Origin of the sequence: Janthinobacterium sp. NKUCC08_JDC (assembly GCF_019345575.1) — a bacterium.
In the GTDB taxonomy this organism is placed as follows: domain Bacteria; phylum Pseudomonadota; class Gammaproteobacteria; order Burkholderiales; family Burkholderiaceae_D; genus Janthinobacterium; species Janthinobacterium aestuarii.
This window is the reverse complement of sequence record NZ_JAHKQW010000002.1, coordinates 602,752-625,501: the sequence shown is the minus strand read 5'-3', so window position 1 is coordinate 625,501 and position 22,750 is coordinate 602,752. Positions and strand designations below refer to the sequence as shown.

Genomic DNA, 22,750 nt, shown 5'->3' with positions numbered 1-22,750 from the left:
GGGCGCATGCGCGCGCCGGGCATCGCCGCTCACGGCGCCGGCGTCACGCGCCAGATCACATTGCCCACGTCGTCCGCCACCAGCAGCGCGCCCGCCTTGTCGACGGCCACGCCGACGGGGCGCCCCTGCGCCTTGCCATTGCTGTCAAGGAAACCGGCGATGATGTCCTGCGGTGGCCCGCTGGGCACGCCATTCGCGAAGGGCACGAAGATGACTTTATAGCCGCTGAAAGGCTTGCGGTTCCACGAGCCGTGCTGGCCGATGAAGGCGCCGCCCCGGTAGCGTTCGGGCAGCAGGGCGCCGTCATAAAATGCCAGTCCCAGCGAGGCCGTGTGCGCACCCAGCGCGTAGTCGGGCGCGATGGCGGTGGCCACCAGTTCGGGACGTGGCGGCTTGACCCGCGCATCGACGTGCTGGCCGAAATAACTGTAGGGCCAGCCATAGAAGGCGCCGTCCTTGACGGACGTCATGTAGTCGGGCACCAGGTCGTTGCCCAGCTCGTCGCGTTCATTGACGGCCGTCCACAGTGCCCCGCTGTGCGGCTGCCAGGCCAGGCCGACGGGGTTGCGCAAACCCGTCGCATACACGCGTGCCTTGCCCGTCGCGCGCGTGACTTGCCAGATGGCGGCGCGGCCGTCTTCGGCCGACAGACCATTCTCGCCCACATTGCTGTTGGACCCGACGGCAACATAGAGAAATTTGCCATCGGCACTGGCGATGACGTTCTTGGTCCAGTGGTGATTGATGGGTCCGCCCGGCAAATCCACCACCTTGACACCAGGCGCCGTGATGCTCGTCTGGCCTTCCTTGTAGGGAAAACGCAGCAGCGCGTCGGCATTGGCGATGTACAGTTCGTTGCCGACCAGCGCCATGCCAAATGGCGAGTTCAATCCTTGCAGGAACACGCTGCGCGTTTGCGCCACGCCGTTTGCATCGACGCCGCGCAGCAAGGTGATGCGGTTGGCGCTGGGCGTGGCGGCGCCCGCCTTTTTCATCTGCATCTGCATGATGGCGCCCTTGATGCCCTTGTTATCGTCGGGCTTCGGCGGCGCATTCGTTTCCGCCACCAGCACGTCGCCATTCGGCAGCACGTACAGCCAGCGCGGATGGTCGAGGTCGCGCGCATAGGCATGGATGGCCAGGCCGGGCGCGGCCACGGGGCGCTGTGCCGCCGTCCAGCGCTGCACGGGCGCCACATTGACGGTGGGAATCAGTTGCTTGTCCGGCGCAGGCAGCACGGGTTGCGGGCCGAAGCCGACGGGCATGGCGGGCGCCTGGGCATGGGTGGTAGTGGGGCCGCAGACGGCGGCCAGCAGCAAGGAACAGACTTAACGGTGCATGACGTACTCCATAACGCTAGCAGTGCGTGACAGTTGGAGTCAGCGCGCCTTCTTTGGTTCCAGCTGCGGGTCGGGACGGGCCTGTTTCGGTTCGCTGGGCTTGACCTTTTCCACGCCGGGCTGGGCGCGGCGGTCCGTGTCGACCAGGCCCTGTTCCAAGTCGCTGGCCGCCTGTTGCATGATCTTGCGCGGGCGCACGTTTTGCGCATCGGGCGATTCATCGCGCTCGTGCGGCAGACGGTCGACGCCGTCATTCTTGACCTTTTCATCGGTATTGATCTTGCGTTCGCTATGCTGGGTAACCATATGGCCTCCTGACAGTAAAAGTAACGTGAAATCAGTGTCCTGCCGCGGCAGGCCATCTGCAAGCGGATTTGTCCATGCAGGGAGCGCTGGCGCACGCATGGACGATTCTTTTTCTGCGCTACACTGCGTGCAACACCAAGAACGCCCCTTGCGGGCACACGGCAGCCGCACTATACTGTGCATATATACAGTATCATGCGATGCCGGCGTGCGACGCGACAGCCTGGGGCGGTTTGCCACCGAATTCACTACCGAGACTCTTATGCCCGTCGATAATCACGCCGAACAGCGCGCCGAACAGCCAGCCGCGACCTTGCCAGCCCCGGGCGAGCGCTTCAACCTGGGCGCCAAGACCATCGCCCTGGTCGTGCGCCAGAATACGGATGGCATTGCCGAACCCGTGAAAAGCATCGTCGATTTCCTGCAAGTGCTGGGCCACACGGTGGTCTTCGAGGCGGAGACGGCCGCGCACCTGAACTTGGCGTTTCCCGGCGTGCGCGCCATGTCGCCGGCCGAGATCGGCGCCGCCGCCGATTGCGCCATCGTCATGGGCGGCGACGGCACCATGCTGGGCATTGCGCGCCAGCTGGCGCCATTCGACGTACCCTTGATCGGCATCAATCAAGGGCGATTGGGTTTCATGACCGATATCCCGCTCGAGCGCATGCTGCCCGTGCTGGCGCAAATTCTCGGCGGCCGCTTCAAGGCCGAACGCCGCACCTTGCTCGAAGGCAGCGTGCTGCGCGACGGCGAGTCGATTCACGTGGGCATGGCCGTCAACGATGTCGTCGTCTCGCGCGGCGCCGGCGCCGGCATGGCCGAATTGCGCGTCGAGGTGGATGGCCACTTCATGTACAACCAGCGTTCCGATGGTTTGATCATTTCCACGCCGACGGGCTCGACCGCATACTCGCTGTCGGCCGGCGGCCCATTGCTGCATCCGACCCTGGGCGGCATCGTGCTCGTGCCGATCGCCCCGCATGCGCTGTCGAACCGCCCCATCGTCTTGCCCGATTCCAGCCAGATCGTCGTGGAAATCGTGCGCGGGCGCGATATCAGCGTCAATTTCGACATGCAGACCTTTGCCAGCCTGGTGCAGCAAGACCGCATCCTCATCCGCCGTTCGCCGCACACGATTACCTTCCTGCATCCGGAAGGGTGGAGCTACTACAACACCCTGCGTGAAAAATTGCACTGGAATGAGTACCCGTCGGGTGAGGGCAAGCTCAGCTAACTTTTTCTCCACCTCAACCCGCGGTGCGCCGCCCAACCACAGAAGCCATGCTCCATACACTGTCCATTCGCGATTTTGTCATTGTCGATACCATTGAACTGGAATTTTCCGCCGGCTTCAGCGTGCTGACGGGCGAGACGGGCGCCGGCAAGTCCATCCTCATCGATGCGCTGACCCTGGCGCTGGGCGGGCGCGGCGACGCCAGCGTGGTGCGCGAAGGCGCGGCCAAGGCCGACATCACGGCCGATTTCTCCGTCAGCGACGTGGCGCAAGCCTGGCTGGTGGCGCATGAATTTGCCAACGACGATGGCGGCGCCCTGCTGCGCCGCGTGATCGACAACGCGGGCCGCTCGAAAGCGTACATCAACGGCATCCCCGCCACAGCCGCGCAGTTGCGCGAACTGGGCGACATGCTGGTCGATATCCACGGCCAGCACGCACACCAGTCCTTGCTGAAAAGCGAAGCGCAGCGCGCCTTGCTCGACGGCCAGGCGACGGCGCGCGAAGCGGGTGCGGAACAGGACGCGCGGCAAGTGGCCGCCTTGCACAAGCGCTGGCGCGCCCTCGTGCGCCAGCGCGAGGAATTCGAAACGAATGCGGCCAACGTGCTGTACGAGCGCGAACGCCTGGAATGGCAAGTGGGCGAACTGGAAAAACTGGCCGCCAAGCCCGGCGAGTGGACAGACATCACGAACGAGCACAGCCGCTTGTCGCACGCGGCCAGCCTGCTGGAAGGGGCGCAGGAAGCCTTGTCCCTCATTTCCGAGTCGGAAGACCACCCGATCGTGTCGCAACTGTCGGCCCTGAACCAGAAGCTGGGCAAGCTCGTGTCCGTCGATGCGGAATTGCAGCCGATTGTCGACCTGATCGAATCGTCGCGCATCCAACTGCAGGAATCCGTGTACGCGCTGAACAATTACCTGGACCGGGTGGAACTGGACCCGGAGCGCCTGCACCAGCTCGATGCGCGCATGGAAGCCATGCACAGCACGGCCCGCAAATTCCGCGTCACGCCGGAAGAGTTACCGGAGGAACACGCAAAGCTGTCGGAAAAGCTGCAGCATCTGGCGGACGCTTCCGACATCGAAGGCTTGCTGCGCCAGGAAGCGAAGATCGAGGCCGAGTACCGCGCCGTGGCCGAGCGCCTGTCCGCCACGCGCCACGCCGCCGCCCTGGAACTGGGGCAAGCCGTCACGCGCGCCATGCAGGAACTGAGCATGACGGGCGGCAGTTTTGAAATCGCCCTGCACCCGTGCGAACCGGCCGCCCACGGACTCGAGCAAGTCGAGTTCCTCGTCGCCGGCCATGCCGGCACGGCGCCACGTTCCCTGGCCAAGGTGGCGTCCGGCGGCGAACTGGCGCGCATCGCGCTGGCCATTTCCGTCATCACCTCGCACGCCACCACCACACCGACCCTGATCTTCGACGAGGTCGACAGCGGCATCGGCGGCGCCGTCGCCGAGGTCGTCGGGCGGCTATTGAAACGCCTGGGGCAGGGACGCCAGGTGCTGTGCGTGACCCACTTGCCGCAGGTGGCCAGCCAGGCGAATCAGCATTTCCAGGTGGCGAAAAGCACCCTGGACAATGGCAAGACGGCCTCGCGCATCGACATGCTCGACGCCAAGGCCAGGGTGGAAGAAGTGGCGCGCATGCTGGGCGGCCTGGAAATCACGGCCACCACGCGCAAGCATGCGCGTGAACTGCTGGCAATTTAAACGCAGGCTTAAATCCGGGGTCAGACCCCCGGATGCGTTAGCGCTGAGCTTGACGTTAGCGGCATTGAGGGTCTGACCCCAGCACTTCGCTATTAACTCAATGCAACTATAATAACTGGCTAATCCATCCAACGCCTTCGAAGAGCCTTCATGTCATTTCAAACAGAACCGCCGTACACGCATGGCAGCATCGACCGCAGCGCCGTGGTGCTCGTCAACCTGGGCACGCCCGATGCACCGACGTCGTCGGCCGTGCGGCGTTACCTGAAGCAATTCTTGTCCGATCCGCGCGTGGTGGAGATTCCCCGCATCGTCTGGTGGTTCATCCTGAACCTGATCATCTTGCCGTTCCGCTCCGGCCAGTCGGCCAAGAAATACGCGTCGATCTGGACGCGCGAGGGCTCGCCTCTGAAAGTGCATACGCAAAAGCAGGCCAAGTTGCTGGCCGGCGCCCTGGCCGAGCGCGGCCATGACGGCGTGACGGTGGCGATGGCCATGCGCTACGGTTCGCCTTCCTTGCCGGAAGTGCTGGCCAAGCTGAAAAACGAAGGCTGCGAGCGCATCGCCATCCTGCCGGCCTATCCCCAATACTCGGGCACGACGACGGGTTCCATCTACGACGCCGTGTTTGCCCATTACGCCACCGTGCGCAATGTGCCGGAATTGCGCTTCATTAAGCAATATCACGAGCACGACACGTATATCGACGCCTTGCGAGATTCGGTGCTGAATCATTGGGAAGCGCATGGCCGTCCCGAAAAACTGGTGATGAGTTTTCATGGCGTGCCCAAGCGTACCTTGCTGCTGGGCGATCCCTACCACTGCCAATGCCTGAAAACGGCGCGCTTGCTGGCGGAAAAGCTGAAATTAACTAAAGAGCAATATGTGGTGACCTTCCAGTCCCGTTTTGGCAAGGCCGAATGGCTGCAGCCGTACACGGCGCCCACCCTGGTGGCGCTGGCCCAGCAGGGCGTCAAGCGCGTCGACTTGCTGTGCCCGGGCTTTACCAGCGATTGCCTGGAAACCCTGGAAGAGATCGCCATGGAAGCGAAGCATGATTTCGAGACGGCCGGCGGCCAGCAGTTTCACTACATCGCTTGCCTGAACGAAACGCCGGCCTGGATTGCGGGCATGGCGGAAATTGCGGAACAGCACATGATTGGCTGGCCGACGATGAAGACGGCGGCGCAGCGCGAAGCGGACAAGAAAGCGGGCGAGCAGGCGCGTGCAGCAGCGCTGGCCTTGGGCGCGACGAATTAAGGATTGTAAATTTTTGACAATAAAAAGCCGCGCTTGCGCGGCTTTGTCATGTCTGGCGCGGCCAAGCAGCTTTCCAAATAGCAACACAGCCAGTGGCGATGGCGGCGGCGGGGCTGGTAGAATGCCCGCTTTGCCGTGGGAAGCCTGGAAAATCAAGGGATGCGCGCACGGATCGCTGGCCGAAATGGATAGCATTTTGTAATACGCTGTAACATGGACCGATGTAATTCCGGTTTTGCCACGAATACCCCTTGAAACAATAGGATATAGCCCCATCTGCCCGTTAGTGTTGTAAAGATAGTTAGACTAACTCATTTAAGCCATTGATTGTAGGAGCTTTTCAGATGCAAGATCAGGAAAACCAAGCTGTACCTAATCCGCAAGCGGACGCCGCGGCGACTGCCCCATCGACTCCCGCAGAGCCTACTTTGGAAGAGCAGCTGGCGAGTACCGAAGCGCGTCTTGCAGAGATGCACGATGCCTTCATGCGCGCCAAGGCTGATGGCGAAAATATCCGTCGCCGCGCGCAGGAAGATGTTGCTAAAGCGCACAAATTCGCAGTCGAGAGCTTTGCCGAAGCCATGGTGCCGGTCAAAGACAGCCTGGAAACGGCGCTGACGGTGGAAGCACCGACCATCGAATCGCTGAAAGAAGGCGTCGAAATGACCTTGAAGCAACTGAACGCCGCGTTCGAGCGCAACCGCCTGGTGGAAGTATTGCCAGTGCAGGGTGAAAAGCTCGATCCGATGAAACACCAGGCCGTTGCCGTGGTGCCGGCGGACCAGGAAGCCAATACCATCGTGTCAGTCCTGCAAAAGGGCTATATGATTGCGGACCGCCTGCTGCGTCCAGCCATTGTAACGACCGCGCAAGCAAAATAATCAGAGGGCGGCATCAAGCAAGCCTTGAAAACATGCCGCTTTGCCACATATAAGAACCATCTGAAATCTAGCAAATAAAAGGAAATAAATCATGGGTAGAATTATCGGTATCGATCTGGGAACCACGAATTCCTGCGTTTCCATCATGGAAAACGGTCAACCAAAGGTAATCGAAAACGCTGAAGGCGCACGCACGACGCCGTCGATTATTGCTTATCAAGAAGATGGCGAAATTCTCGTCGGCGCGCCAGCGAAACGCCAGGCCGTGACCAATCCGAAAAACACGCTGTACGCAGTCAAGCGTCTGATCGGTCGCAAGTTCGACGAAAAAGAAGTTCAAAAAGACATCGCGCTGATGCCGTACCAGATCATGAAAGCCGACAACGGCGATGCATGGATCGGCGTACGCGACAAAAAACTGGCTCCGCCGCAAATTTCGGCTGAAGTCCTGCGCAAGATGAAGAAAACGGCAGAAGACTACCTCGGTGAAGAAGTCACCGAAGCCGTCATCACCGTGCCTGCGTACTTCAACGACTCGCAGCGTCAAGCCACCAAGGATGCCGGCCGTATCGCTGGCCTGGACGTCAAGCGCATCATCAACGAGCCAACCGCGGCAGCGCTGGCGTTCGGCCTGGACAAGACCGAAAAAGGCGACCGTAAAATCGCCGTGTACGACTTGGGTGGCGGTACGTTCGACGTGTCGATCATCGAAATCGCGGATGTTGATGGCGAGAAACAATTTGAAGTGCTGTCGACCAACGGCGACACCTTCCTGGGCGGCGAAGACTTCGACCAGCGCGTCATCGATTACATCATCGACGAGTTCAAGAAGATCAACGGCATCGACCTGAAAAAAGATCCGATCGCTCTGCAGCGCATCAAGGCTTCGGCCGAGCGCGCGAAGATCGAATTGTCGTCGTCGCAGCAAACCGAGATCAACGAGCCGTACATCGCCATGGCGAACGGCGCGCCGGTCCACTTGAACCTGAAGATGACCCGCGCCAAGCTGGAATCGCTGGTGGAAGAGCTGATCACGGCCACGATGGAACCATGCCGCATCGCTATCAAGGATGCAGGCGTGAAAGTGTCGGACATCGATGACATCATCCTGGTCGGCGGTATGACCCGTATGCCGAAGGTGCAGGAAAAAGTGAAGGAATTCTTCGGCAAGGATCCACGCAAGGACGTGAACCCGGACGAAGCCGTCGCCGTGGGCGCAGCGATTCAAGGTTCGGTCCTGTCGGGCGAACGCAAGGATTTGCTGTTGCTGGACGTTACTCCTCTGTCCCTGGGTATCGAAACCCTGGGTGGCGTGATGACCAAGATGATCCACAAAAACACGACGATTCCGACCAAGTTCAGCCAAGTGTTCTCGACGGCCGACGACAACCAGCCTGCGGTGACCATCAAGGTCTTCCAGGGTGAGCGCGAAATCGCCGCCGGCAACAAGGGTCTGGGCGAATTCAATCTGGAAGGCATCCCGCCAGCATCGCGCGGCACGCCACAGATCGAAGTGACCTTCGACATCGACGCCAACGGCATCTTGCATGTCGGCGCGAAAGACAAGGCCACCGGCAAGGAAAACAAGATCACGATCAAGGCCAATTCCGGCTTGACCGAGGCTGAAATCCAGAAGATGGTCAAGGATGCCGAGCTGAACGCGGAAGAAGACAAAAAGGTCAAAGAATTGGCCGAGTCGCGCAACCAGGCCGATGCTCTGGTACACTCGACCCGGAAATCCTTGACCGAATACGGCGACAAGCTGGATGCGGGCGAGAAAGAGAAGATCGAAGCGGCCATCACCGACCTGGAAGCAAGCATCAAGGCGGGCGACAAGGCTGAGATCGACGCCAAGGTGGAAGCACTGTCGAGCGCATCGCAGAAACTGGGCGAAAAAATGTATGCCGACATGCAAGCGCAGCAAGCTGCCGGCGGCGCGGAAGGTGCACAGCAAGCTGCTGGCGCATCGGACGCAGGCGCCAAGCAAGACGACGTTGTTGACGCTGACTTCAAAGAAGTCAAAGACAGCAAGTAATGTCTTGCGCTCCCATGAACTGGGGGCAGCCGGGCTGAACGCTACATCGCGGGATTAGCCGCGAAGACCGGCCGAGCCGAGTCGTTGCCCAGTGCAGCACTCGACTCGGCTTTTTCGTGTAATTTTTACATCAGTAGATAGACTGCAAGGTGCCGACAACATGGCAAAGCGTGATTTTTACGAGACACTCGGTGTCGCAAAAAATGCTTCGGAAGAAGAGATCAAAAAGTCTTACCGTAAACTGGCGATGAAATACCATCCGGACCGCAATCCGGATAGCAAGGAATCGGAAGAAAAGTTTAAGGAAGTCAAAGAAGCCTACGAGATGCTGACCAATCCGGAAAAGCGCGATGCGTATGACCGTTATGGTCACGCTGGCGTGGACCCGAACATGGGCGGCGGTGGCGGCTTCGGCGGCGGTGCTGGCGGCTTTGCCGACAGCTTCGGCGATATCTTCGGCGACATCTTTGGCGGTGGCGGTGGACGCAGCCGCAATGCGGGGCCGCAGGTGTACCGTGGCGCCGACTTGCGCTACAACCTGGAAATTACACTGGAGCAAGCTGCTCACGGCTTCGACACGACTATCCGCGTGCCGAGCTGGGACAAGTGCGATACCTGCCACGGCAGCGGCGCCAAGCCGGGCACGTCGCCCACCACCTGCGGTACCTGCGGTGGCCACGGCCAGGTGCGCATGCAGCAAGGTTTCTTCAGCATCCAGCAAACCTGCCCGAAATGCCATGGCAGCGGCAAGGTCATCACCGACCCGTGCACGCCGTGCGGCGGCGCCGGTCGCATCAAGCGCAACAAGACCCTGGAAGTGAAAATTCCAGTCGGTATCGACAACGGCATGCGTATCCGTTCGTCCGGCAACGGTGAACCGGGCACGAATGGCGGTCCGTCGGGCGACCTGTATGTGGAAATCCACATCAAGCCGCACGCCGTATTCCAGCGCGAAGGCGACGACCTGCATTGCGAAATGCCGATCTCGTTCACCAAGGCAGCTTTGGGTGGCGAAATCGAAGTGCCTACCCTGAACGGCAAAGTGTCGTTCACGATCCCGGAAGGCACCCAGTCGGGCAAGACTTTCCGCCTGAAAGGCAAGGGCATCAAGGGTGTGCGCTCCGGTTACGCGGGCGACCTGTTCTGCCACGTGGCCATCGAAACGCCCGTGAAATTGACGGAAAAACAGAAAGACCTGCTGCGCGACTTTGAAAAGTCGACGACCGAGGGCGGTGCCAAGCACAGTCCGCAAAGCAAGACCTGGAAAGACAAGGTCAAGGATTTTTTTGAATAAGCACACGTAATACCATGCGCCGGGATGCTTCAACATCCCGGCGTTTTTTTCATCACGACTGAGCAATGTGCGGTATCGCCGGCCTATGGGCGCGATTTGCCGCCAATTCAGTCGTACGTACACAATGGGAGCGATATGACCGAACAGAAAAATGGCCCGGCCCTGGCGGAACTGCTGCAGCGTAACCGCCGCTGGGCCGACTCGATGGTGGCGAAAGACCCGAACTTCTTCAAGAACCTGGAAGCGCAAACGTCGCCCGAATACCTGTGGATCGGCTGTTCCGACAGCCGCGTGCCAGCGAATGAACTGCTGGGCATGGCGCCTGGCGACGTGTTTGTGCACCGTAATATTGCCAATGTGGTCGTGCATTCCGACCTCAATTGCCTGTCCGTCCTGCAATTTGCCGTGGACGTGCTGAAAGTCAAACATATCATCATCGTCGGCCATTACGGCTGCAAGGGCGTGCATGCTGCCATGACGGGCACGCGCATCGGCCTGGTCGACAACTGGCTGCGCCACGTCCAGGACGTGGGCCAGAAGCACGAGCGCTATCTGGGCGACGTGCTGACGAGCCGCCAGCGCGGCGACCGCCTGTGCGAACTGAACGTCGTCGAACAAGTCTTGAACGTGTGCCAGACCACCGTCGTGCAAGATGCGTGGGAACGCGGCCAGGAACTCAGCGTGCACGGCTGGGTCTATGGCTTGAAGGATGGCTTGCTGAACGACCTGGAAGTGACCGTCACGGCTGGCCACGAACTGGCGCCGCGCATGGCGACGCGCCTGGCCCGTTACGAAGCCATCGCGTAATCGATGCTGGCGCCGTGCCTACGGCGCCGCATTGTCCAGGCGGCCCAGATAATCGGCCGCCTCCCGCACGCCCTCCTGCGCCGCCTGGCGCAGCCAGATTCTGGCCTGGGGAATGTCCTGCGGCGTGCCCCGGCCTTCGGCCAGCGCCACGCCATAGTGGTAGCGCGCCAGCCGCGCGTAGGCGGCGTCATCATTCGTATACGCACCGCGCCGCATCAGCGCCGTCGCCTGTTGCAAGTCCTTCGACACGCCGATGCCCGTTTCATACAGCTGGGCCAGCCAAATCATCGAATACACATCGTTCCAGCGACGGATGCAATCTTCAAAGATGGCGACGGCGGCCGCATGGTCGCCCGTCTTGTCGGCCGCATAGCCGTACAAACACTTGATGCGCTTGTCGCTGTGCACATAGGCTTTGTAGCTGAGATCGCTTTCACCCTCACTATCCTGCGCGTGGGCGAAAGCAGGGAACAGCAAGGCGAGCAGCAGGGCGTAGGTGGGCATGGCTATCCTGGTCTATGGTTGAGAATTGGTGGGTAAGCAAATTGCATGCTCACCCCATTCCCGGGCAAAGCCCCTGCTGCTGCGCCATTGCGTGACAGTGCCTGTTGCAGCGTGGCGCAACGCGCCGCGCATATCCATATAGTAAATGCTTCGTTTGCAAGGACCGCAGGCCGGCATACAGTGGACTTCCCCAGACTCTTGGCGAACTCCCATGTCGGCCGTCCTGAAACCCGTGCAATCCACTAGCCCTTTCCAGATCGAAACTTTCGATGCACCCCTGGGCGCGCAAGTGCTGGGTCTGGACCTGGCGCAGCCGCTGTCGCAGGGCGATTTCCAGCGCCTGCATCACGCTCACCTCGACCATCACGTACTGGTGTTTCGCGACCAGCGCATCACGCCGCAGCAGCAAGTCGATTTCAGCCGCCGCTTCGGCCCGCTGCAAATCCATGTGCTACGCCAGTTCCAGCTGCCATCGCAGCCGGAAGTGCTGATCATCTCGAATATCGTTGAAAACGGCCAGCCCATCGGCCTCGGGGACGCGGGCCATTTCTGGCACTCGGACTTGTCGTACAAGGAAGTGCCCAGCCTCGGCTCCATGCTGCACGCGCAAGAGTTGCCGGACGAGGGCGGCGATACCGTCTTTGCGAACATGCACCTGGCGTGGGAAAGCTTGCCGGCCGCGCTGCGCCACGCCGTGCGCGGGGCCCGTGCCGAGCACAGCTATCTGAGCCAGTACGAGGAATTGCGCCGCCGCAACCCATGGCGGCCCGCGCTGACGCAGGCGCAGATCGATGAAGTCAAACCCGTTACCCATCCCGTCGTGCGCGTGCATCCGGAAACGGGACGCCGCGCCCTGTTTGTCAGCGAACATTTCACCACGCGCATCGTCGGCTTGCCCGACGATGAAAGCCGCGCCCTGCTCGAGGAACTGTTTGCCCATAGCGTGCGCCCCGAGCATCTGTATGTGCACCGCTGGCAACCGCATGACCTGGTGTTCTGGGACAACCGTTCCCTGATGCATCTGGCGACAGGTTGTCCGTCCGACCAGCGCCGCAAGCTCTACCGCACGACGATCGAAGGCGATGCGCCGTACTGATTTTTTGAACGTAGTTGACCAAGGAGTGTCCATGTTGCCGATCTTGACCTTTACCCGCCGCCTGCTCGCCGCCATCGCCGTGCTGTGCATGGCCATGCCCATGGCCCGGGCCGAAGGGCAGATCCGCATCGCGGGCCAGCATGGCATCACTTTTCTTTTGCTCAATATCGCGCAGGAACAAAAGCTGATTGAAAAGCATGGTAAGCAGCAGGGCGTCGATGTGAAAGTCGAGTGGATCACCCTGTCCGGCGGCCCGGCCATCAACGATGCTTTGTTGTCGGGTAATATCGATATCGCGGGTGCTGGGCTGGGTCCGCTCTTGACCATCTGGGACCGCACGAAAGGCCGGCAGAATGTGCGCGGCGTGGCTTCGCTGGGCAATTTCCCCTATTACCTGGTCAGCAATAATCCCAAGGTAAAAACCCTGGTGGACTTGACGGACAAGGACCGCATCGCCTTGCCGGCCGTCTCCGTTTCCGTGCAGGCGCGCATCCTGCAAATGGCCGTGGCGAAACAGTGGGGCGACAAGGAATTTGCCCGCCTCGACAAGATCACGCAAACCCTGCCGCATCCGGATGCGGCGGCTGCCATCATCGCCGGCGGCACGGAGCTCAGCGGCCACTTCGGCAATTCGCCATTTCAGGAACAGGAACTGGCGCAAAACCCGAACGCGCACATCATCCTGAACTCGTACGACGTGCAAGGCGGACCCAGCTCGTCGACCCTGCTGTATGCAACGGAAAAGTACCGCAAGGACAATCCGAAAACCTACCGCGCCTTCATCGCCGCGCTGGCGGAAGCGGCGCAGTATGCGAGCAGCAACCCGCAAGGCGCGGCCGACATCTACATCAAGGTCAACAAGAGCAAAGTGGACCGCAACTTGCTGTTGAAAATCTTTGCCAATCCGCAAGTGCAATTCAAGATTGCCCCGCAAAACACCTATGGCCTTGCGCAATTCCTGCACCGCGTGAGCGCCATCCGCAATTTGCCCGGCAGCTGGCGCGATTATTTCTTTGACGATCCTGCCATCACGCAAGGAGGCTGACATGAACGCGCCCGCTTTTCATCTGGTCCGTCCTCCCGTTGCGCTACAGCCATTACTCAGCGTCAAACATGTCAGCCTGGAATACCGCACCGAGCAGCGCACCGTGCGCGCCACGCATGACGTCAGTTTCGACGTGTTTCGAGGCGACCGTTTCGTGCTGCTGGGACCATCGGGCTGCGGCAAGTCGTCACTGCTGAAAGCCGTGGCCGGCTTCATCGTGCCGCGCGCGGGCAGCATCGCCATGCAGGGCCAGCCCATTCATAAACCGGGGCCGGACCGTGTCGTCGTGTTCCAGGAATTCGATCAGTTGCCGCCCTGGAAAACCGTGCTGGAAAACGTCATGTTCCCCTTGCTTGCCAGCAAGCGCCTGGACAAGCAGGCGGCCCGCGAGCGCGCCCATCACTGGATCGCCAAGGTGGGCCTGGCCGGCTTCGAGGATGCCCATCCGCACACCTTGTCTGGCGGCATGAAGCAGCGGGTCGCCATCGCCCGCGCCCTGGCCATGCAGCCGGAAGTACTGCTGATGGACGAGCCGTTTGCCGCCCTCGATGCGCTGACGCGGCGTAAGATGCAGGAAGAACTGAGCCGCCTGTGGGAAGAGCTGCGCTTTACCCTCGTGTTCGTCACGCATTCGATCGAGGAAGCTTTGGTCGTGGGCAACCGCATCCTGCTGCTGTCGCCCCATCCGGGCCGCGTGCGCGCTGAACTCAACAGCCATCAATTCGGCTTGCACAGCGCGGGCAGCGCGGAATTCCAGGCCGCCAGCAGCCGCATCCACGGCTTGCTGTTCGATGAGGAAGTAGCTGCCGTCCCGCAAGCAGTTAATGCGCAGCGGGAGGCCGTATGAGCGCGCTGCTGGAACCGCCGATCCGCCAGGAATTCATCTACGCCGCGCCGCCGCCAGCCGGCGTCACCGTCGAGCAGCCGCTGTCGCACTGGCAGCGTGTGAGCCAGCACGCGCTGTGGCGCAAGGCGCTCATTTTGCTCAGCCTGGCCCTGCTGTGGGAAGGCGCGGCGCGCTGGACGCAGAACGATTTATTGCTGCCCAGTTTTTTGCAAACGGCGCAGGCGTTTATCGGCGGCATCGCCAGCGGTGAATTGCTCACGCGCACAGCCGCCTCCCTCGTCGTCTTGCTGCAAGGCTATGCGGTGGGCGTGCTGGCCGCCTTCGTGCTGACCTTGCTGGCTGTGTCGAGCCGCATCGGGCGCGACGTGCTGGAAACCCTGACGGCCATGTTGAATCCCTTGCCAGCGATCGCCCTGCTGCCGCTGGCCTTGCTGTGGTTCGGACTGGGGCGCGCCAGCCTGATATTCGTCATCGTCCATTCCGTAATGTGGCCGCTGGCCCTGAACACGTATGCAGGCTTCCAGGGCGTGCCCGAGACTTTGCGCATGGCGGGCCGCAACTATGGCTTGAACGGCTTGCGCCTGGTGCTGCACATCCTCGTGCCGGGTGCTCTGCCTTCCATCGTCTCGGGCTTGAAGATAGGCTGGGCGTTTGCCTGGCGTACCCTGATTGCGGCCGAGCTGGTGTTCGGCACGACGTCGGGGCAGGGCGGCCTGGGCTGGTACATCTTCCAGAACCGCAACGAGCTGTACACGGACAAGGTGTTTGCCGGTCTGGCGGCCGTCATCGTCATCGGCTTGCTGGTGGAAAACATCGGTTTTCGCAGCCTGGAGCGCGTCACCTTGAAACGCTGGGGCATGCAACGATAGTTATTTCAGCATGCTGCGCGCCGCCGCGATGATTTGCCGCGACAACTGCTCCATGCGTGGCGACTGCACCTTCCACGTGTGCCAGTACAGGGCCACGTCGGCCGGGGTCTTGGGCGTGAGCATTTCCACCAGTTCGCCATCCGTGTTCGCTTTCAGCAGCAGTTCGGGCACCATGCCGTAGCCGAGGCCGTAGCGGATGGCGTTGAAGTGCGAGGTGGCGCCCGGCACGTAATGGCAGGGGTAGGCCCCTTCGGGCAGCCCCAGCGCCTCTTGCAGGAACGACGATTGCAAGGTGTCCTTGCGCGTGTAGGCGACGACGGGCGCCGTGCGCGCCGCCTTGCGCGTCAGCCCGTGCGCGAACCACTGCTGGCGGAACGCGGGCGTGGCCACCAGCCAGTAGCGCATCACGCCCAGCGGCTCGGCCGTGCAGCCGCGCATGGGTTTCGGCTCCGTGCTGATGCAGCCGATCGCCATGCCTGTTTCCAGTAAGGTGTACGTGTGGTCCTGGTCTTCCACGGTCAGATCCAGCAGCACGCGCTCGCGTATCAGCACCTCGGACAGGGCGGGGAAAAACCAGGTGCCCATCGAATCGGCGTTCAGCGCCAGCACCAGGGTCAGCGGGGCATCCTGCTGCACCGCCAGTTCCGCCTGCAAGTCCGCTTCCAGCAACTTGGCCCGTTTCAGATACTGCATCAGCCGCTGGCCCATGCGTGTGGCCCGCGCGGGGCGGCTGCGCACGATCAGTGCATTGCCCAACTGGCTTTCCAGTGCCCGCACGCGCTGGGAAATGGCGGGGGAGGTCAGGTGCAGCCGCAGCGCCGCCTGTTCGAAACTGCCCGTTTCGACGACGGCGCGGAATGCTTCCGTATGTTTGGGATTGAGATCCATGGTCATCGCTTGCATAAGAAAAATTTATCAATACTAAATAATACTTACTTTTCATAAGGATGAGTGTGTTGCAGTGCACAATGCCTCTTTGATGGAGTACCGCGCGCCAGCGTGCGGCCTCCTGACAGCAAGGAATCCCACCATGGAAGCACAAGCGAACGACAGCAGCATCCGCAAGCCCCAGTCTAAGCTGGCGCGCAATCTGAAATTCGGCCTGGGATTGACCCTGGGCCTGGGCATGGCCGCCGCGCTGGCGGGCGGCTGGTGGCTGCGCCAGGCGTGGCAGGATTTGCCGGCCGTCGAACACCTGGCCCAGTACAAGCCCGCGCTGCCGCTGCGTATTTTCTCGAGCGAAGGCGAGCTGCTGGCCGAATACGGCGAAGAACGCCGCGAATTTTTGCCCCTCAAGGAAATCCCGCTGCGCATGCGCCAGGCCTTGCTGGCCATCGAGGATGCGCGTTTCTACGAGCATGGCGCCGTCGACTTCTATGGCTTGACGCGCGCCACCTTGGCCAACGTCGTCACGGGCCATCATGCGCAAGGCGCCAGCACCATCACCATGCAGGTGGCGCGCGACTTCTTCCTGTCGCGCGAAAAGACCGTGCAGCGCAAGCTGACGGAGATGCTGCTCGCCTACAAGCTGGAACAGCATTACGGCAAGGACAAGCTGCTGGAACTGTATATGAACCAGATTTATCTGGGCGAGCGTTCCTACGGTTTTTCCGCCGCCTCGAACATTTATTTCGACAAGCCGCTGGCCGACGTCAGCATCGCGGAGGCAGCCATGCTGGCCGGCTTGCCGAAGGCCCCGTCGGCCTACAACCCCGTCGCCAATCCCCAGCGCGCCACCGTGCGCCAGCATTACATCCTGCAGCGCATGCGCGAACTCGGCTACATCACGCCGGCCGAATACGACGCGGCCGTGGCGGAAAAACTGGCCCTGAACAAGGACCGCAACAGCTCCGTGCATGCGGCCGCATATGCGGTCGAGGAAGCGCGCCAGCTGATCCTGCAAAGCTATCCCGAAGGCGCCTACAGCATGGGCCTGGACGTGACGACGACCATCCGCATGGCGCCACAGCGGGCGGCCGACAAGTCGCTGCGCGATGGGCTATTGAATGCGCAGGCGCGCCGTGGCTACCGTGGCCCGGAAGCGCGCCTGGCCGCTTCCGAAGACAGCGTGGCGCGCCAGCTGGCCGCCTACCCGGACAGCGGAGAACTGCGCGCCGCCCTCGTGCGCAAGGTCGATACCGCCGGCAAGCGCCAGGTGACGGCGCAGCTGCGCAATGGCGACGAGATCGTGCTGACGGCATCGGAAGCGCGCCTGGGCGGCAAGCTGGCCTGGGATGGCAAGCGCGCCATCGCCGAGGGCAGCGTGATCCGCGTGGTGCGCGACGCGGCGAAAAAGGGCTGGCTGGTGAGCCAGCTGCCCGAGATGGAAGGCGCGCTCATTTCCGTCGAGGCACACAGCGGCGAAATCGTCGCCATGGCGGGCGGCTTCGATTTCTACCGCAACCACTACAACCACGCCATGCAGGCCTACCGCCAGCCCGGTTCCAGCTTCAAGCCCTTCGTGTATTCGGCGGCGCTGGAAAAGGGATATTTCCCCGGCACGGCCGTCGACGACACGCAGCGCTTGCTGCTGCCGCAGGAAACGGGCGCACGGCCCTGGCGTCCGCGCAATTACGGCAACAACTATGAAGGCTTCATCAGCGTGCGGCGCGGCCTCGTGCGTTCGAAAAACCTCGTGGCCGTGAGCCTGATGCAGGCGGCCGGCCCCGGCTACGTGCAGCACTACGCCACGCGTTTCGGCTTCGAGGGCGCGCGCAATCCCGTGTCCCTGCCGCTGGCGCTGGGCGCGGGCGCCGTCACGCCGCTGCAGCTGGCGCAGTCGTATGCCGTGTTCGCCAACGGCGGCATGCAGATGCCGCCGAAACTGATCAAGGAAGTGCGCAGCCGTAGCGGAGAAGTGCTGTTCAGCGATGCGGCGCCACGCGCCAAGGGCGAGCCGGCGCCGGGCACGCAAGTGATCTCCACGCGCAACGCCTACGTCATGGACAGCATGCTGCGCGACGTCGTCAAGAGCGGCACGGGCCGCGGCGCGCTGGCGCTGGGGCGTGGCGACGCGGCCGGCAAGACGGGCACGTCGAACAACGCCTACGACGCCTGGTTCGCCGGCTACTCGTCCGGCCTCGTCTCCGTCGTCTGGCTCGGCTACGACCAGCCGAAAAGCCTGGGCAACGCTACGGGCGGCACCTTGGCGCTGCCCGTCTGGCGCGACTACATGCAGGTGGCCGTGCAGGGCCGCCGCGAACAAGTATTGGCCGAACCGCCTGGCTTGGCCCTGCTCGACGGCGATTACGTGTATGCCGAATATCTGGCCGGCGACTGCCTGAAGGATAACTTTGCCTTTATCCACAGCAGCGTCGGCTGCGGCAGCGGCGATGCGGATACGCGCATGGCGCACGGTGAGGCTGGCGCCGGCGATGGCGGCTCGAGCACGGGCACGAACGAAGCGCGCACCCTGAGCGAAGCGCGCGAACGCGAACAAATTCTCAAATCATTTTCGGAAGAGTAAGAGCATGCTGCTATATACGATTTACCTGGTGGCGATCGTCGCCGAAGCGATGTCCGGCGCCATCATGGGCATGCGGCGCGGCATGGACTTGTTCGGCATCTGCATGATCGGCACCGTCACGGCACTCGGCGGCGGTACCGTGCGCGACGTGCTGCTGGGGCACTATCCGCTGGGCTGGATCGCGCATCCCGAGTACCTGCTGTTTACCATCGGCGCTGCCATCGTCACGGCTTTTGTCGCTCGCTATCTGCACCATCTGCGCGCCATCTTCCTGCTGGTCGATGGACTGGGCCTGGTGGCGTTTTGCGTGATCGGCTGCGACATCGCCATGTCGGCCAAGATGCATCCGGCCATCGTCGTGCTGGCGGGGATGATCACGGGTGTCTTTGGCGGCCTGCTGCGCGATATCCTGTGCAACCAGATTCCCCTCGTGCTGCAGCGCGAAGTGTATGCCACCGTGGCGCTGTTCACGGGCAGCCTGTACGTGGGCCTGCTGTACTTCAAGGTCGACAGCTCTGTGGCGCAGCTGGCGTCCATCGGCGCCGGTTTCCTGTTCCGCTTCCTGGCGCTGCACTTCGAGTGGCGGCTGCCGAATTTCAATGGCGACCGCATACGGGGTTTTGAATAAGGTAAAACGCTGCGTGATTATTTTCACGCGCCTTTAACCCCTTTTTCTGCGCTGCCGCGTTTCATGTTGGACACCCCAGCCAACCGGAGAAGAAGCGATGTCCAGCGCCCTCAAGATCACATTGACACTGTCCCTGCTGCTGTCGGCAGGCAGCCACGCCGCCGGCACGGCGCCGCGCAAGACCCTGGCGCCGTTCGCCAGCGAGCAGGCCTTGAGCAGCTACCTGCAGCAGTTGCAGGCGCGCCAGGATGCCTTGCTGCTGAAGCAGCAGAAACTGCAGCGCGCCACGGCGCAGTCCATGTCGGCTCCTCCCGCTCCTCCCGCTCCTCCCGCGCCGATGGCGGCCAAGGCTGCCCCCGCGCCATCGGCAGAAGCGGCGGAATCCGTCACCAATGTGCAGACGGCGGGCGTGGACGAAGGCGGCATCGTCAAGCTGCATGGCAAGCACCTGGTGATGCTCCGGCGTGGCAAGCTGTTCACCGTGCAGGTGGGAGGCAATGCCTTGCAGCCAGTGTCCTCGCTCGACGCGTTCGCGCCGGGCAGCGATCCTTCCGGCAGCTGGTATGACGAAATGCTGATCGATGGCGACACGGTCGTGGTGATCGGCTACAGCTACAGCCGTGGCGGCACGGAGATCGGCCTGTTCGACATCGATGCGAACGGCAAGCTGGCCTACCGTTCCACCTATCACTTGCGCTCCAACGATTATTACTCGTCGCGCAATTACGCGAGCCGCCTGGTCGGCGGCAAACTGGTGTTCTATTCGCCCCTGTCGCTGAACCTGCGCCGGGGCGACCCGTTCGGCGGCTTCCCCGCGCTGCGCCGCTGGCGCCCTGACGTCGTGCCGTCCGACTTCAAGCGCATCGCCCCGGCCACGCGCATCTACCGTACCGATGAAGAACCTGAAACGGGCTTCGGCCTGACCCTGCATACGGTCACCGTGTGCGACCTGGCGCAGCGCGACATGCGCTGCGAAGCGACGGCCGTGATGGGGCCGCAGGGCCGCGTATTTTATGTGTCGGGCGAATCCGTTTTCGTGTGGACGACGCGGCGCGGCAGTGACTCGGGCGTGTTCCGCATTCCCCTCGACGGCAGCGCGCCCAGCGCCCTGAAGGTGGCCGGCGCGCCCGTCGACCAGTTCTCGTTCCTGGAAAGCGCTGACGGCCACCTGAACGTGCTGCTGCGTGCCGAGGGCCAGGGCGACGCCATGTGGGATGGTGCAAGAGGGCGGGGCGACATGGCCTTGCTGCGCGTACCCTTGGCGTCGTTTTCCGATGGCCGCGACAGCGCGCCCGCCAGCAGCTACAAGCCGCTGCCCGGTGGCGGCGGCTACGGTTTGCAGAACCGCTACGTGGGGTCCTATCTGTTGTACGGCAATCCGGGCAATCCGGGACGCCGCAAGGCGGACCAGGCCTGGCCGCGCCAGCCCCTGTACGCCGTGCGCTGGGCCGATGCGGGCAGCGTGCAAGCCTTGTCCCTGCCGCATGGCGTCGAGCGCATCGAGGCGCTGGGCAATGACGCCGTAGTGATCGGCGCGCAGGGCAGGGATCTGCACTTCAGCACCATCGGCCTGGGGGCGCAGGCGGCGATTGCCACGCGCTACATCCGCGCCGACGCGGCGCAGGGCGAGTCGCGCAGCCACGGCTTTTTCTACAAGCCGCAAGCAGCCGGTGAGGGCGTGATCGGCTTGCCCATCCTGGGCGCGGATGAGCGGCCTGGCCTTAACAAGTCATCCGCCTCCGTGCTCTACTTGCGCAACAGCGGTTTGACATTGACGGAACTGGGGGCGCTGGCCGCGCGGCCGGGCCAGGCGCCGGATGACGGCTGCCGCGCGTCCTGCGTGGACTGGTATGGCAATGCGCGGCCCCTGTTCCTGCAGGGCCGGGTCTTCGCTTTGCTCGGCTATGAACTGGTGGAAGGGGCACTCAAAGAAGGACAGATACGCGAAGTGCGCCGCATCAGCTATGCACCCACTGCACGTTGACGGCGTAGTGAAATTGCCGCTGCCGCGTAGTTCGGCTACACTGGTCCGCATGCCCGACACCCTGATGACCGCGACGGATGAAGACCTGATGCTGCGCTATAGCGCCGGCGACCTGCCGTCGTTTCGCGAACTGTACCGGCGCCATAGCCATGGCCTGTACCGCTTCGTGGCCTGGCGTTCGCCGCGCCGCGCGTGGGTGGACGAGATCGTGCAGGATGCGTGGGCCAGTCTGCATGCGGCGCGCGCCGGCTACCAGCCGCAGGCGGCATTCCGCACCTATCTGTACCAGATCGCGCGCAACCGCCTGATCGACCTGCTGCGCCAGCGGGAAGGACAGGAAATCGACGCTGCGGGCGAACTGGCGGACGAGGGCGCATCGCCGCCGCAATCGCTGGAGCAGAAACAGCAGCATGCGTTGCTGCATGCGGCCATCGCCGCGCTGCCGGTGGAGCAGAAGGAAGCGCTGGTGCTGCAGCAGTTCAGCGGCATGAGCATTCTCGAGATCGCCGTCGTGACGGAGGCGGAAGCGGAAACCGTCAAGAGCCGGCTGCGCTACGCCATGCAGAAATTGCGCGCGGGCTTGGACAGCGCCGCTGGCGCGGGAGGACAGGCATGAATACGCACGATCAAGATAACGACAAACCGAACGACGCACCGATTGACGAGGAGTTGAACGCGCTGCTGGCCAGCCTGCCGCAGCCCGCGCCTTCCAGCGCGCTCGATGCGGCCATTCTGGCGGACGCGGAAAAAGCCTTGCAAAAACCGGCGGCCGCGAACGACAGCGCCGATGGCGTGCTGCGCACCTTGCCCGCCAAGAAATCGCCGGACTACCTGCAGCGCTGGCGCGTTCCGCTGGGACTGGCCGCAGCCGTGCTGCTGACCGTGAACCTGATCGGCGTGGACTGGTTCGGCTCGAAGCCGGCGCAATTTCCTGTGGTGGGGGAACCGGTCACGCAGGAGGTGGTGCCGGCAGCGGCGCCAGTGCCGCAGGCTGCCGAATCGACAGCAGCTGCGCCAGCGCCGCGCGCCATGGCCAAAATGGCAGCCAAGCCAGCGCCGCCGGCGCCAGTCTCGTTTCCCACCCCGCAGACGGTAGCAGTAGCGCCACCGGCGCCGCCAGCACCGCCGCCGCCACCGGCGCCTGCCACGGCGATGAGCGAGGCGATGGAGCAGCAAGCGGCCATGCAGGCCGAGTCCAGCCTGCAGCGCCAGGCGCCCGTGCAGCGCGCGCTGGCCATGCCCGCGCCCGTCGCGGCCCGCTCCGCGCCGCTGCCGCCGGCCGCAAAACTCGACGCTGGCGTGTGGCTGGTGAAGATCGACGCCCTGCTCAAGGCCGGCGAGGACGCACTGGCGCGCGAGGAGTGGACGGCGTTCCGGCAGGCCTATCCCGACTATCCGGTGGCCGAGGAACTGCGGCAGCGGCTGGAAAAAAAGTAGCG

General features: G+C 62.7%; 20 protein-coding genes. 16 read left to right on the top strand and 4 right to left on the bottom strand.

Annotation, left to right across the window (positions count from 1 at the left end; all coding sequences use genetic code 11):
- Positions 1-29: 29 nt before the first annotated feature.
- Together KO538_RS08825 and KO538_RS08820 are read right to left on the bottom strand one after the other, a co-directional pair.
- Positions 30-1,265, bottom strand: a complete 1,236-nt coding sequence (locus tag KO538_RS08825) for a sorbosone dehydrogenase family protein (RefSeq protein ID WP_080698447.1) — start codon at positions 1,263-1,265, stop codon at positions 30-32.
- A 114-nt stretch (positions 1,266-1,379) separates the two neighbouring features.
- Positions 1,380-1,646 carry a hypothetical protein gene (locus tag KO538_RS08820; protein ID WP_034745969.1) on the bottom strand — a complete coding sequence of 89 codons (267 nt, stop codon included), beginning with the start codon at positions 1,644-1,646 and terminating at the stop codon, positions 1,380-1,382.
- A gap of 262 nt (positions 1,647-1,908) precedes the next feature.
- Here KO538_RS08820 and KO538_RS08815 point away from each other — a divergent pair, with 262 nt between their 5' ends.
- The 7 genes from KO538_RS08815 to can all read left to right on the top strand — a co-directional run bounded on the left by KO538_RS08815 (position 1,909) and on the right by can (position 10,872).
- Positions 1,909-2,880, top strand: coding sequence for an NAD kinase (locus KO538_RS08815; RefSeq protein WP_235194145.1), 972 nt, complete (start codon positions 1,909-1,911; stop codon positions 2,878-2,880).
- Positions 2,881-2,927: 47 nt separating this feature from the next.
- Positions 2,928-4,595, top strand: coding sequence for a DNA repair protein RecN (gene recN / locus KO538_RS08810; RefSeq protein ID WP_034745972.1), 1,668 nt, complete (start codon positions 2,928-2,930; stop codon positions 4,593-4,595).
- Between the two features lie 150 nt (positions 4,596-4,745).
- Positions 4,746-5,855 (top strand): ferrochelatase, encoded by a 1,110-nt coding sequence (gene hemH / locus KO538_RS08805; protein WP_034745975.1) that lies wholly within the window; start codon positions 4,746-4,748, stop codon positions 5,853-5,855.
- A 344-nt stretch (positions 5,856-6,199) separates the two neighbouring features.
- On the top strand, positions 6,200-6,736 hold the full coding sequence (gene grpE / locus KO538_RS08800; RefSeq protein ID WP_034745977.1) for a nucleotide exchange factor GrpE: 537 nt from the start codon (positions 6,200-6,202) through the stop codon (positions 6,734-6,736).
- Positions 6,737-6,827: 91 nt separating this feature from the next.
- Positions 6,828-8,771, top strand: coding sequence for a molecular chaperone DnaK (dnaK, locus tag KO538_RS08795; protein ID WP_034745982.1), 1,944 nt, complete (start codon positions 6,828-6,830; stop codon positions 8,769-8,771).
- A gap of 160 nt (positions 8,772-8,931) precedes the next feature.
- Positions 8,932-10,065 carry a molecular chaperone DnaJ gene (gene dnaJ, locus KO538_RS08790; protein WP_034745985.1) on the top strand — a complete coding sequence of 378 codons (1,134 nt, stop codon included), beginning with the start codon at positions 8,932-8,934 and terminating at the stop codon, positions 10,063-10,065.
- A 135-nt stretch (positions 10,066-10,200) separates the two neighbouring features.
- Positions 10,201-10,872 (top strand): carbonate dehydratase, encoded by a 672-nt coding sequence (can, locus tag KO538_RS08785; RefSeq protein WP_034788731.1) that lies wholly within the window; start codon positions 10,201-10,203, stop codon positions 10,870-10,872.
- 18 nt (positions 10,873-10,890) lie between these two features.
- On the opposite strand, the gene KO538_RS08780 is transcribed toward can, so the two are convergent.
- Positions 10,891-11,376, bottom strand: coding sequence for a tetratricopeptide repeat protein (locus KO538_RS08780; RefSeq protein WP_219328051.1), 486 nt, complete (start codon positions 11,374-11,376; stop codon positions 10,891-10,893).
- Between the two features lie 211 nt (positions 11,377-11,587).
- On the opposite strand from KO538_RS08780, the gene KO538_RS08775 reads away from it, so the two are divergent.
- The 4 genes from KO538_RS08775 (at position 11,588) to KO538_RS08760 (ending at position 15,233) form a co-directional block, all read left to right on the top strand.
- A complete protein-coding gene (locus KO538_RS08775) occupies positions 11,588-12,472 on the top strand; it encodes a TauD/TfdA family dioxygenase (RefSeq protein WP_219328050.1) in 885 nt (294 codons plus the stop codon).
- Positions 12,473-12,560: 88 nt separating this feature from the next.
- Positions 12,561-13,517 (top strand): ABC transporter substrate-binding protein, encoded by a 957-nt coding sequence (locus tag KO538_RS08770; protein ID WP_257620272.1) that lies wholly within the window; start codon positions 12,561-12,563, stop codon positions 13,515-13,517.
- Between the two features lies 1 nt (position 13,518).
- Entirely contained in the window at positions 13,519-14,364 is an 846-nt protein-coding gene (locus KO538_RS08765; protein ID WP_034745997.1) for an ABC transporter ATP-binding protein, read from the top strand.
- The gene (locus tag KO538_RS08760; RefSeq protein ID WP_034746000.1) at positions 14,361-15,233 is read left to right on the top strand and encodes an ABC transporter permease; all 873 of its coding nucleotides are present in this window, start codon (positions 14,361-14,363) and stop codon (positions 15,231-15,233) included. The genes KO538_RS08765 and KO538_RS08760 overlap by 4 nt, the downstream gene beginning before the upstream one ends.
- On the opposite strand, the gene KO538_RS08755 is transcribed toward KO538_RS08760, so the two are convergent.
- Entirely contained in the window at positions 15,234-16,127 is an 894-nt protein-coding gene (locus KO538_RS08755) for an HTH-type transcriptional regulator ArgP (protein WP_034747696.1), read from the bottom strand.
- Between the two features lie 136 nt (positions 16,128-16,263).
- Between KO538_RS08755 and KO538_RS08750 the strand changes: the two genes are divergently transcribed.
- The 5 genes from KO538_RS08750 (at position 16,264) to KO538_RS29630 (ending at position 22,748) form a co-directional block, all read left to right on the top strand.
- Complete coding sequence (locus KO538_RS08750; RefSeq protein ID WP_034746003.1) at positions 16,264-18,699, top strand: penicillin-binding protein 1A; 2,436 nt, start codon at positions 16,264-16,266, stop codon at positions 18,697-18,699.
- A 4-nt stretch (positions 18,700-18,703) separates the two neighbouring features.
- Positions 18,704-19,327: a trimeric intracellular cation channel family protein gene (locus tag KO538_RS08745; RefSeq protein ID WP_034746006.1), complete on the top strand. Its 624-nt coding sequence runs from the start codon at positions 18,704-18,706 to the stop codon at positions 19,325-19,327.
- A gap of 97 nt (positions 19,328-19,424) precedes the next feature.
- Positions 19,425-21,311: a beta-propeller domain-containing protein gene (locus KO538_RS08740; protein WP_219328048.1), complete on the top strand. Its 1,887-nt coding sequence runs from the start codon at positions 19,425-19,427 to the stop codon at positions 21,309-21,311.
- A gap of 64 nt (positions 21,312-21,375) precedes the next feature.
- Entirely contained in the window at positions 21,376-21,927 is a 552-nt protein-coding gene (locus KO538_RS08735; protein ID WP_235194146.1) for a sigma-70 family RNA polymerase sigma factor, read from the top strand.
- Complete coding sequence (locus KO538_RS29630; RefSeq protein ID WP_219328047.1) at positions 21,924-22,748, top strand: hypothetical protein; 825 nt, start codon at positions 21,924-21,926, stop codon at positions 22,746-22,748. Before KO538_RS08735 ends, KO538_RS29630 begins: the two co-directional genes overlap by 4 nt.
- Positions 22,749-22,750: the final 2 nt, after the last annotated feature.

Excerpts from the sequence above, each read along its gene's own strand:
- dnaK (WP_034745982.1), top strand. The coding sequence starts at position 6,828 with ATGGGTAGAATTATCGGTATCGATCTGGGAACCACGAATTCCTGCGTT.
- can (WP_034788731.1), top strand. The coding sequence starts at position 10,201 with ATGACCGAACAGAAAAATGGCCCGGCCCTGGCGGAACTGCTGCAGCGT.
- KO538_RS08740 (WP_219328048.1), top strand. The coding sequence starts at position 19,425 with ATGTCCAGCGCCCTCAAGATCACATTGACACTGTCCCTGCTGCTGTCG.
- recN (WP_034745972.1), top strand. The coding sequence starts at position 2,928 with ATGCTCCATACACTGTCCATTCGCGATTTTGTCATTGTCGATACCATT.
- KO538_RS08750 (WP_034746003.1), top strand. The coding sequence starts at position 16,264 with ATGGAAGCACAAGCGAACGACAGCAGCATCCGCAAGCCCCAGTCTAAG.
- KO538_RS08775 (WP_219328050.1), top strand. The coding sequence starts at position 11,588 with ATGTCGGCCGTCCTGAAACCCGTGCAATCCACTAGCCCTTTCCAGATC.
- KO538_RS08760 (WP_034746000.1), top strand. The coding sequence starts at position 14,361 with ATGAGCGCGCTGCTGGAACCGCCGATCCGCCAGGAATTCATCTACGCC.
- KO538_RS08825 (WP_080698447.1), bottom strand. The coding sequence starts at position 1,265 with ATGCCCGTCGGCTTCGGCCCGCAACCCGTGCTGCCTGCGCCGGACAAG.
- KO538_RS08755 (WP_034747696.1), bottom strand. The coding sequence starts at position 16,127 with ATGACCATGGATCTCAATCCCAAACATACGGAAGCATTCCGCGCCGTC.
- KO538_RS08815 (WP_235194145.1), top strand. The coding sequence starts at position 1,909 with ATGCCCGTCGATAATCACGCCGAACAGCGCGCCGAACAGCCAGCCGCG.
- KO538_RS08745 (WP_034746006.1), top strand. The coding sequence starts at position 18,704 with ATGCTGCTATATACGATTTACCTGGTGGCGATCGTCGCCGAAGCGATG.
- hemH (WP_034745975.1), top strand. The coding sequence starts at position 4,746 with ATGTCATTTCAAACAGAACCGCCGTACACGCATGGCAGCATCGACCGC.
- KO538_RS29630 (WP_219328047.1), top strand. The coding sequence starts at position 21,924 with ATGAATACGCACGATCAAGATAACGACAAACCGAACGACGCACCGATT.
- KO538_RS08780 (WP_219328051.1), bottom strand. The coding sequence starts at position 11,376 with ATGCCCACCTACGCCCTGCTGCTCGCCTTGCTGTTCCCTGCTTTCGCC.
- KO538_RS08735 (WP_235194146.1), top strand. The coding sequence starts at position 21,376 with ATGACCGCGACGGATGAAGACCTGATGCTGCGCTATAGCGCCGGCGAC.
- KO538_RS08765 (WP_034745997.1), top strand. The coding sequence starts at position 13,519 with ATGAACGCGCCCGCTTTTCATCTGGTCCGTCCTCCCGTTGCGCTACAG.
- KO538_RS08820 (WP_034745969.1), bottom strand. The coding sequence starts at position 1,646 with ATGGTTACCCAGCATAGCGAACGCAAGATCAATACCGATGAAAAGGTC.
- KO538_RS08770 (WP_257620272.1), top strand. The coding sequence starts at position 12,561 with ATGGCCATGCCCATGGCCCGGGCCGAAGGGCAGATCCGCATCGCGGGC.
- grpE (WP_034745977.1), top strand. The coding sequence starts at position 6,200 with ATGCAAGATCAGGAAAACCAAGCTGTACCTAATCCGCAAGCGGACGCC.
- dnaJ (WP_034745985.1), top strand. The coding sequence starts at position 8,932 with ATGGCAAAGCGTGATTTTTACGAGACACTCGGTGTCGCAAAAAATGCT.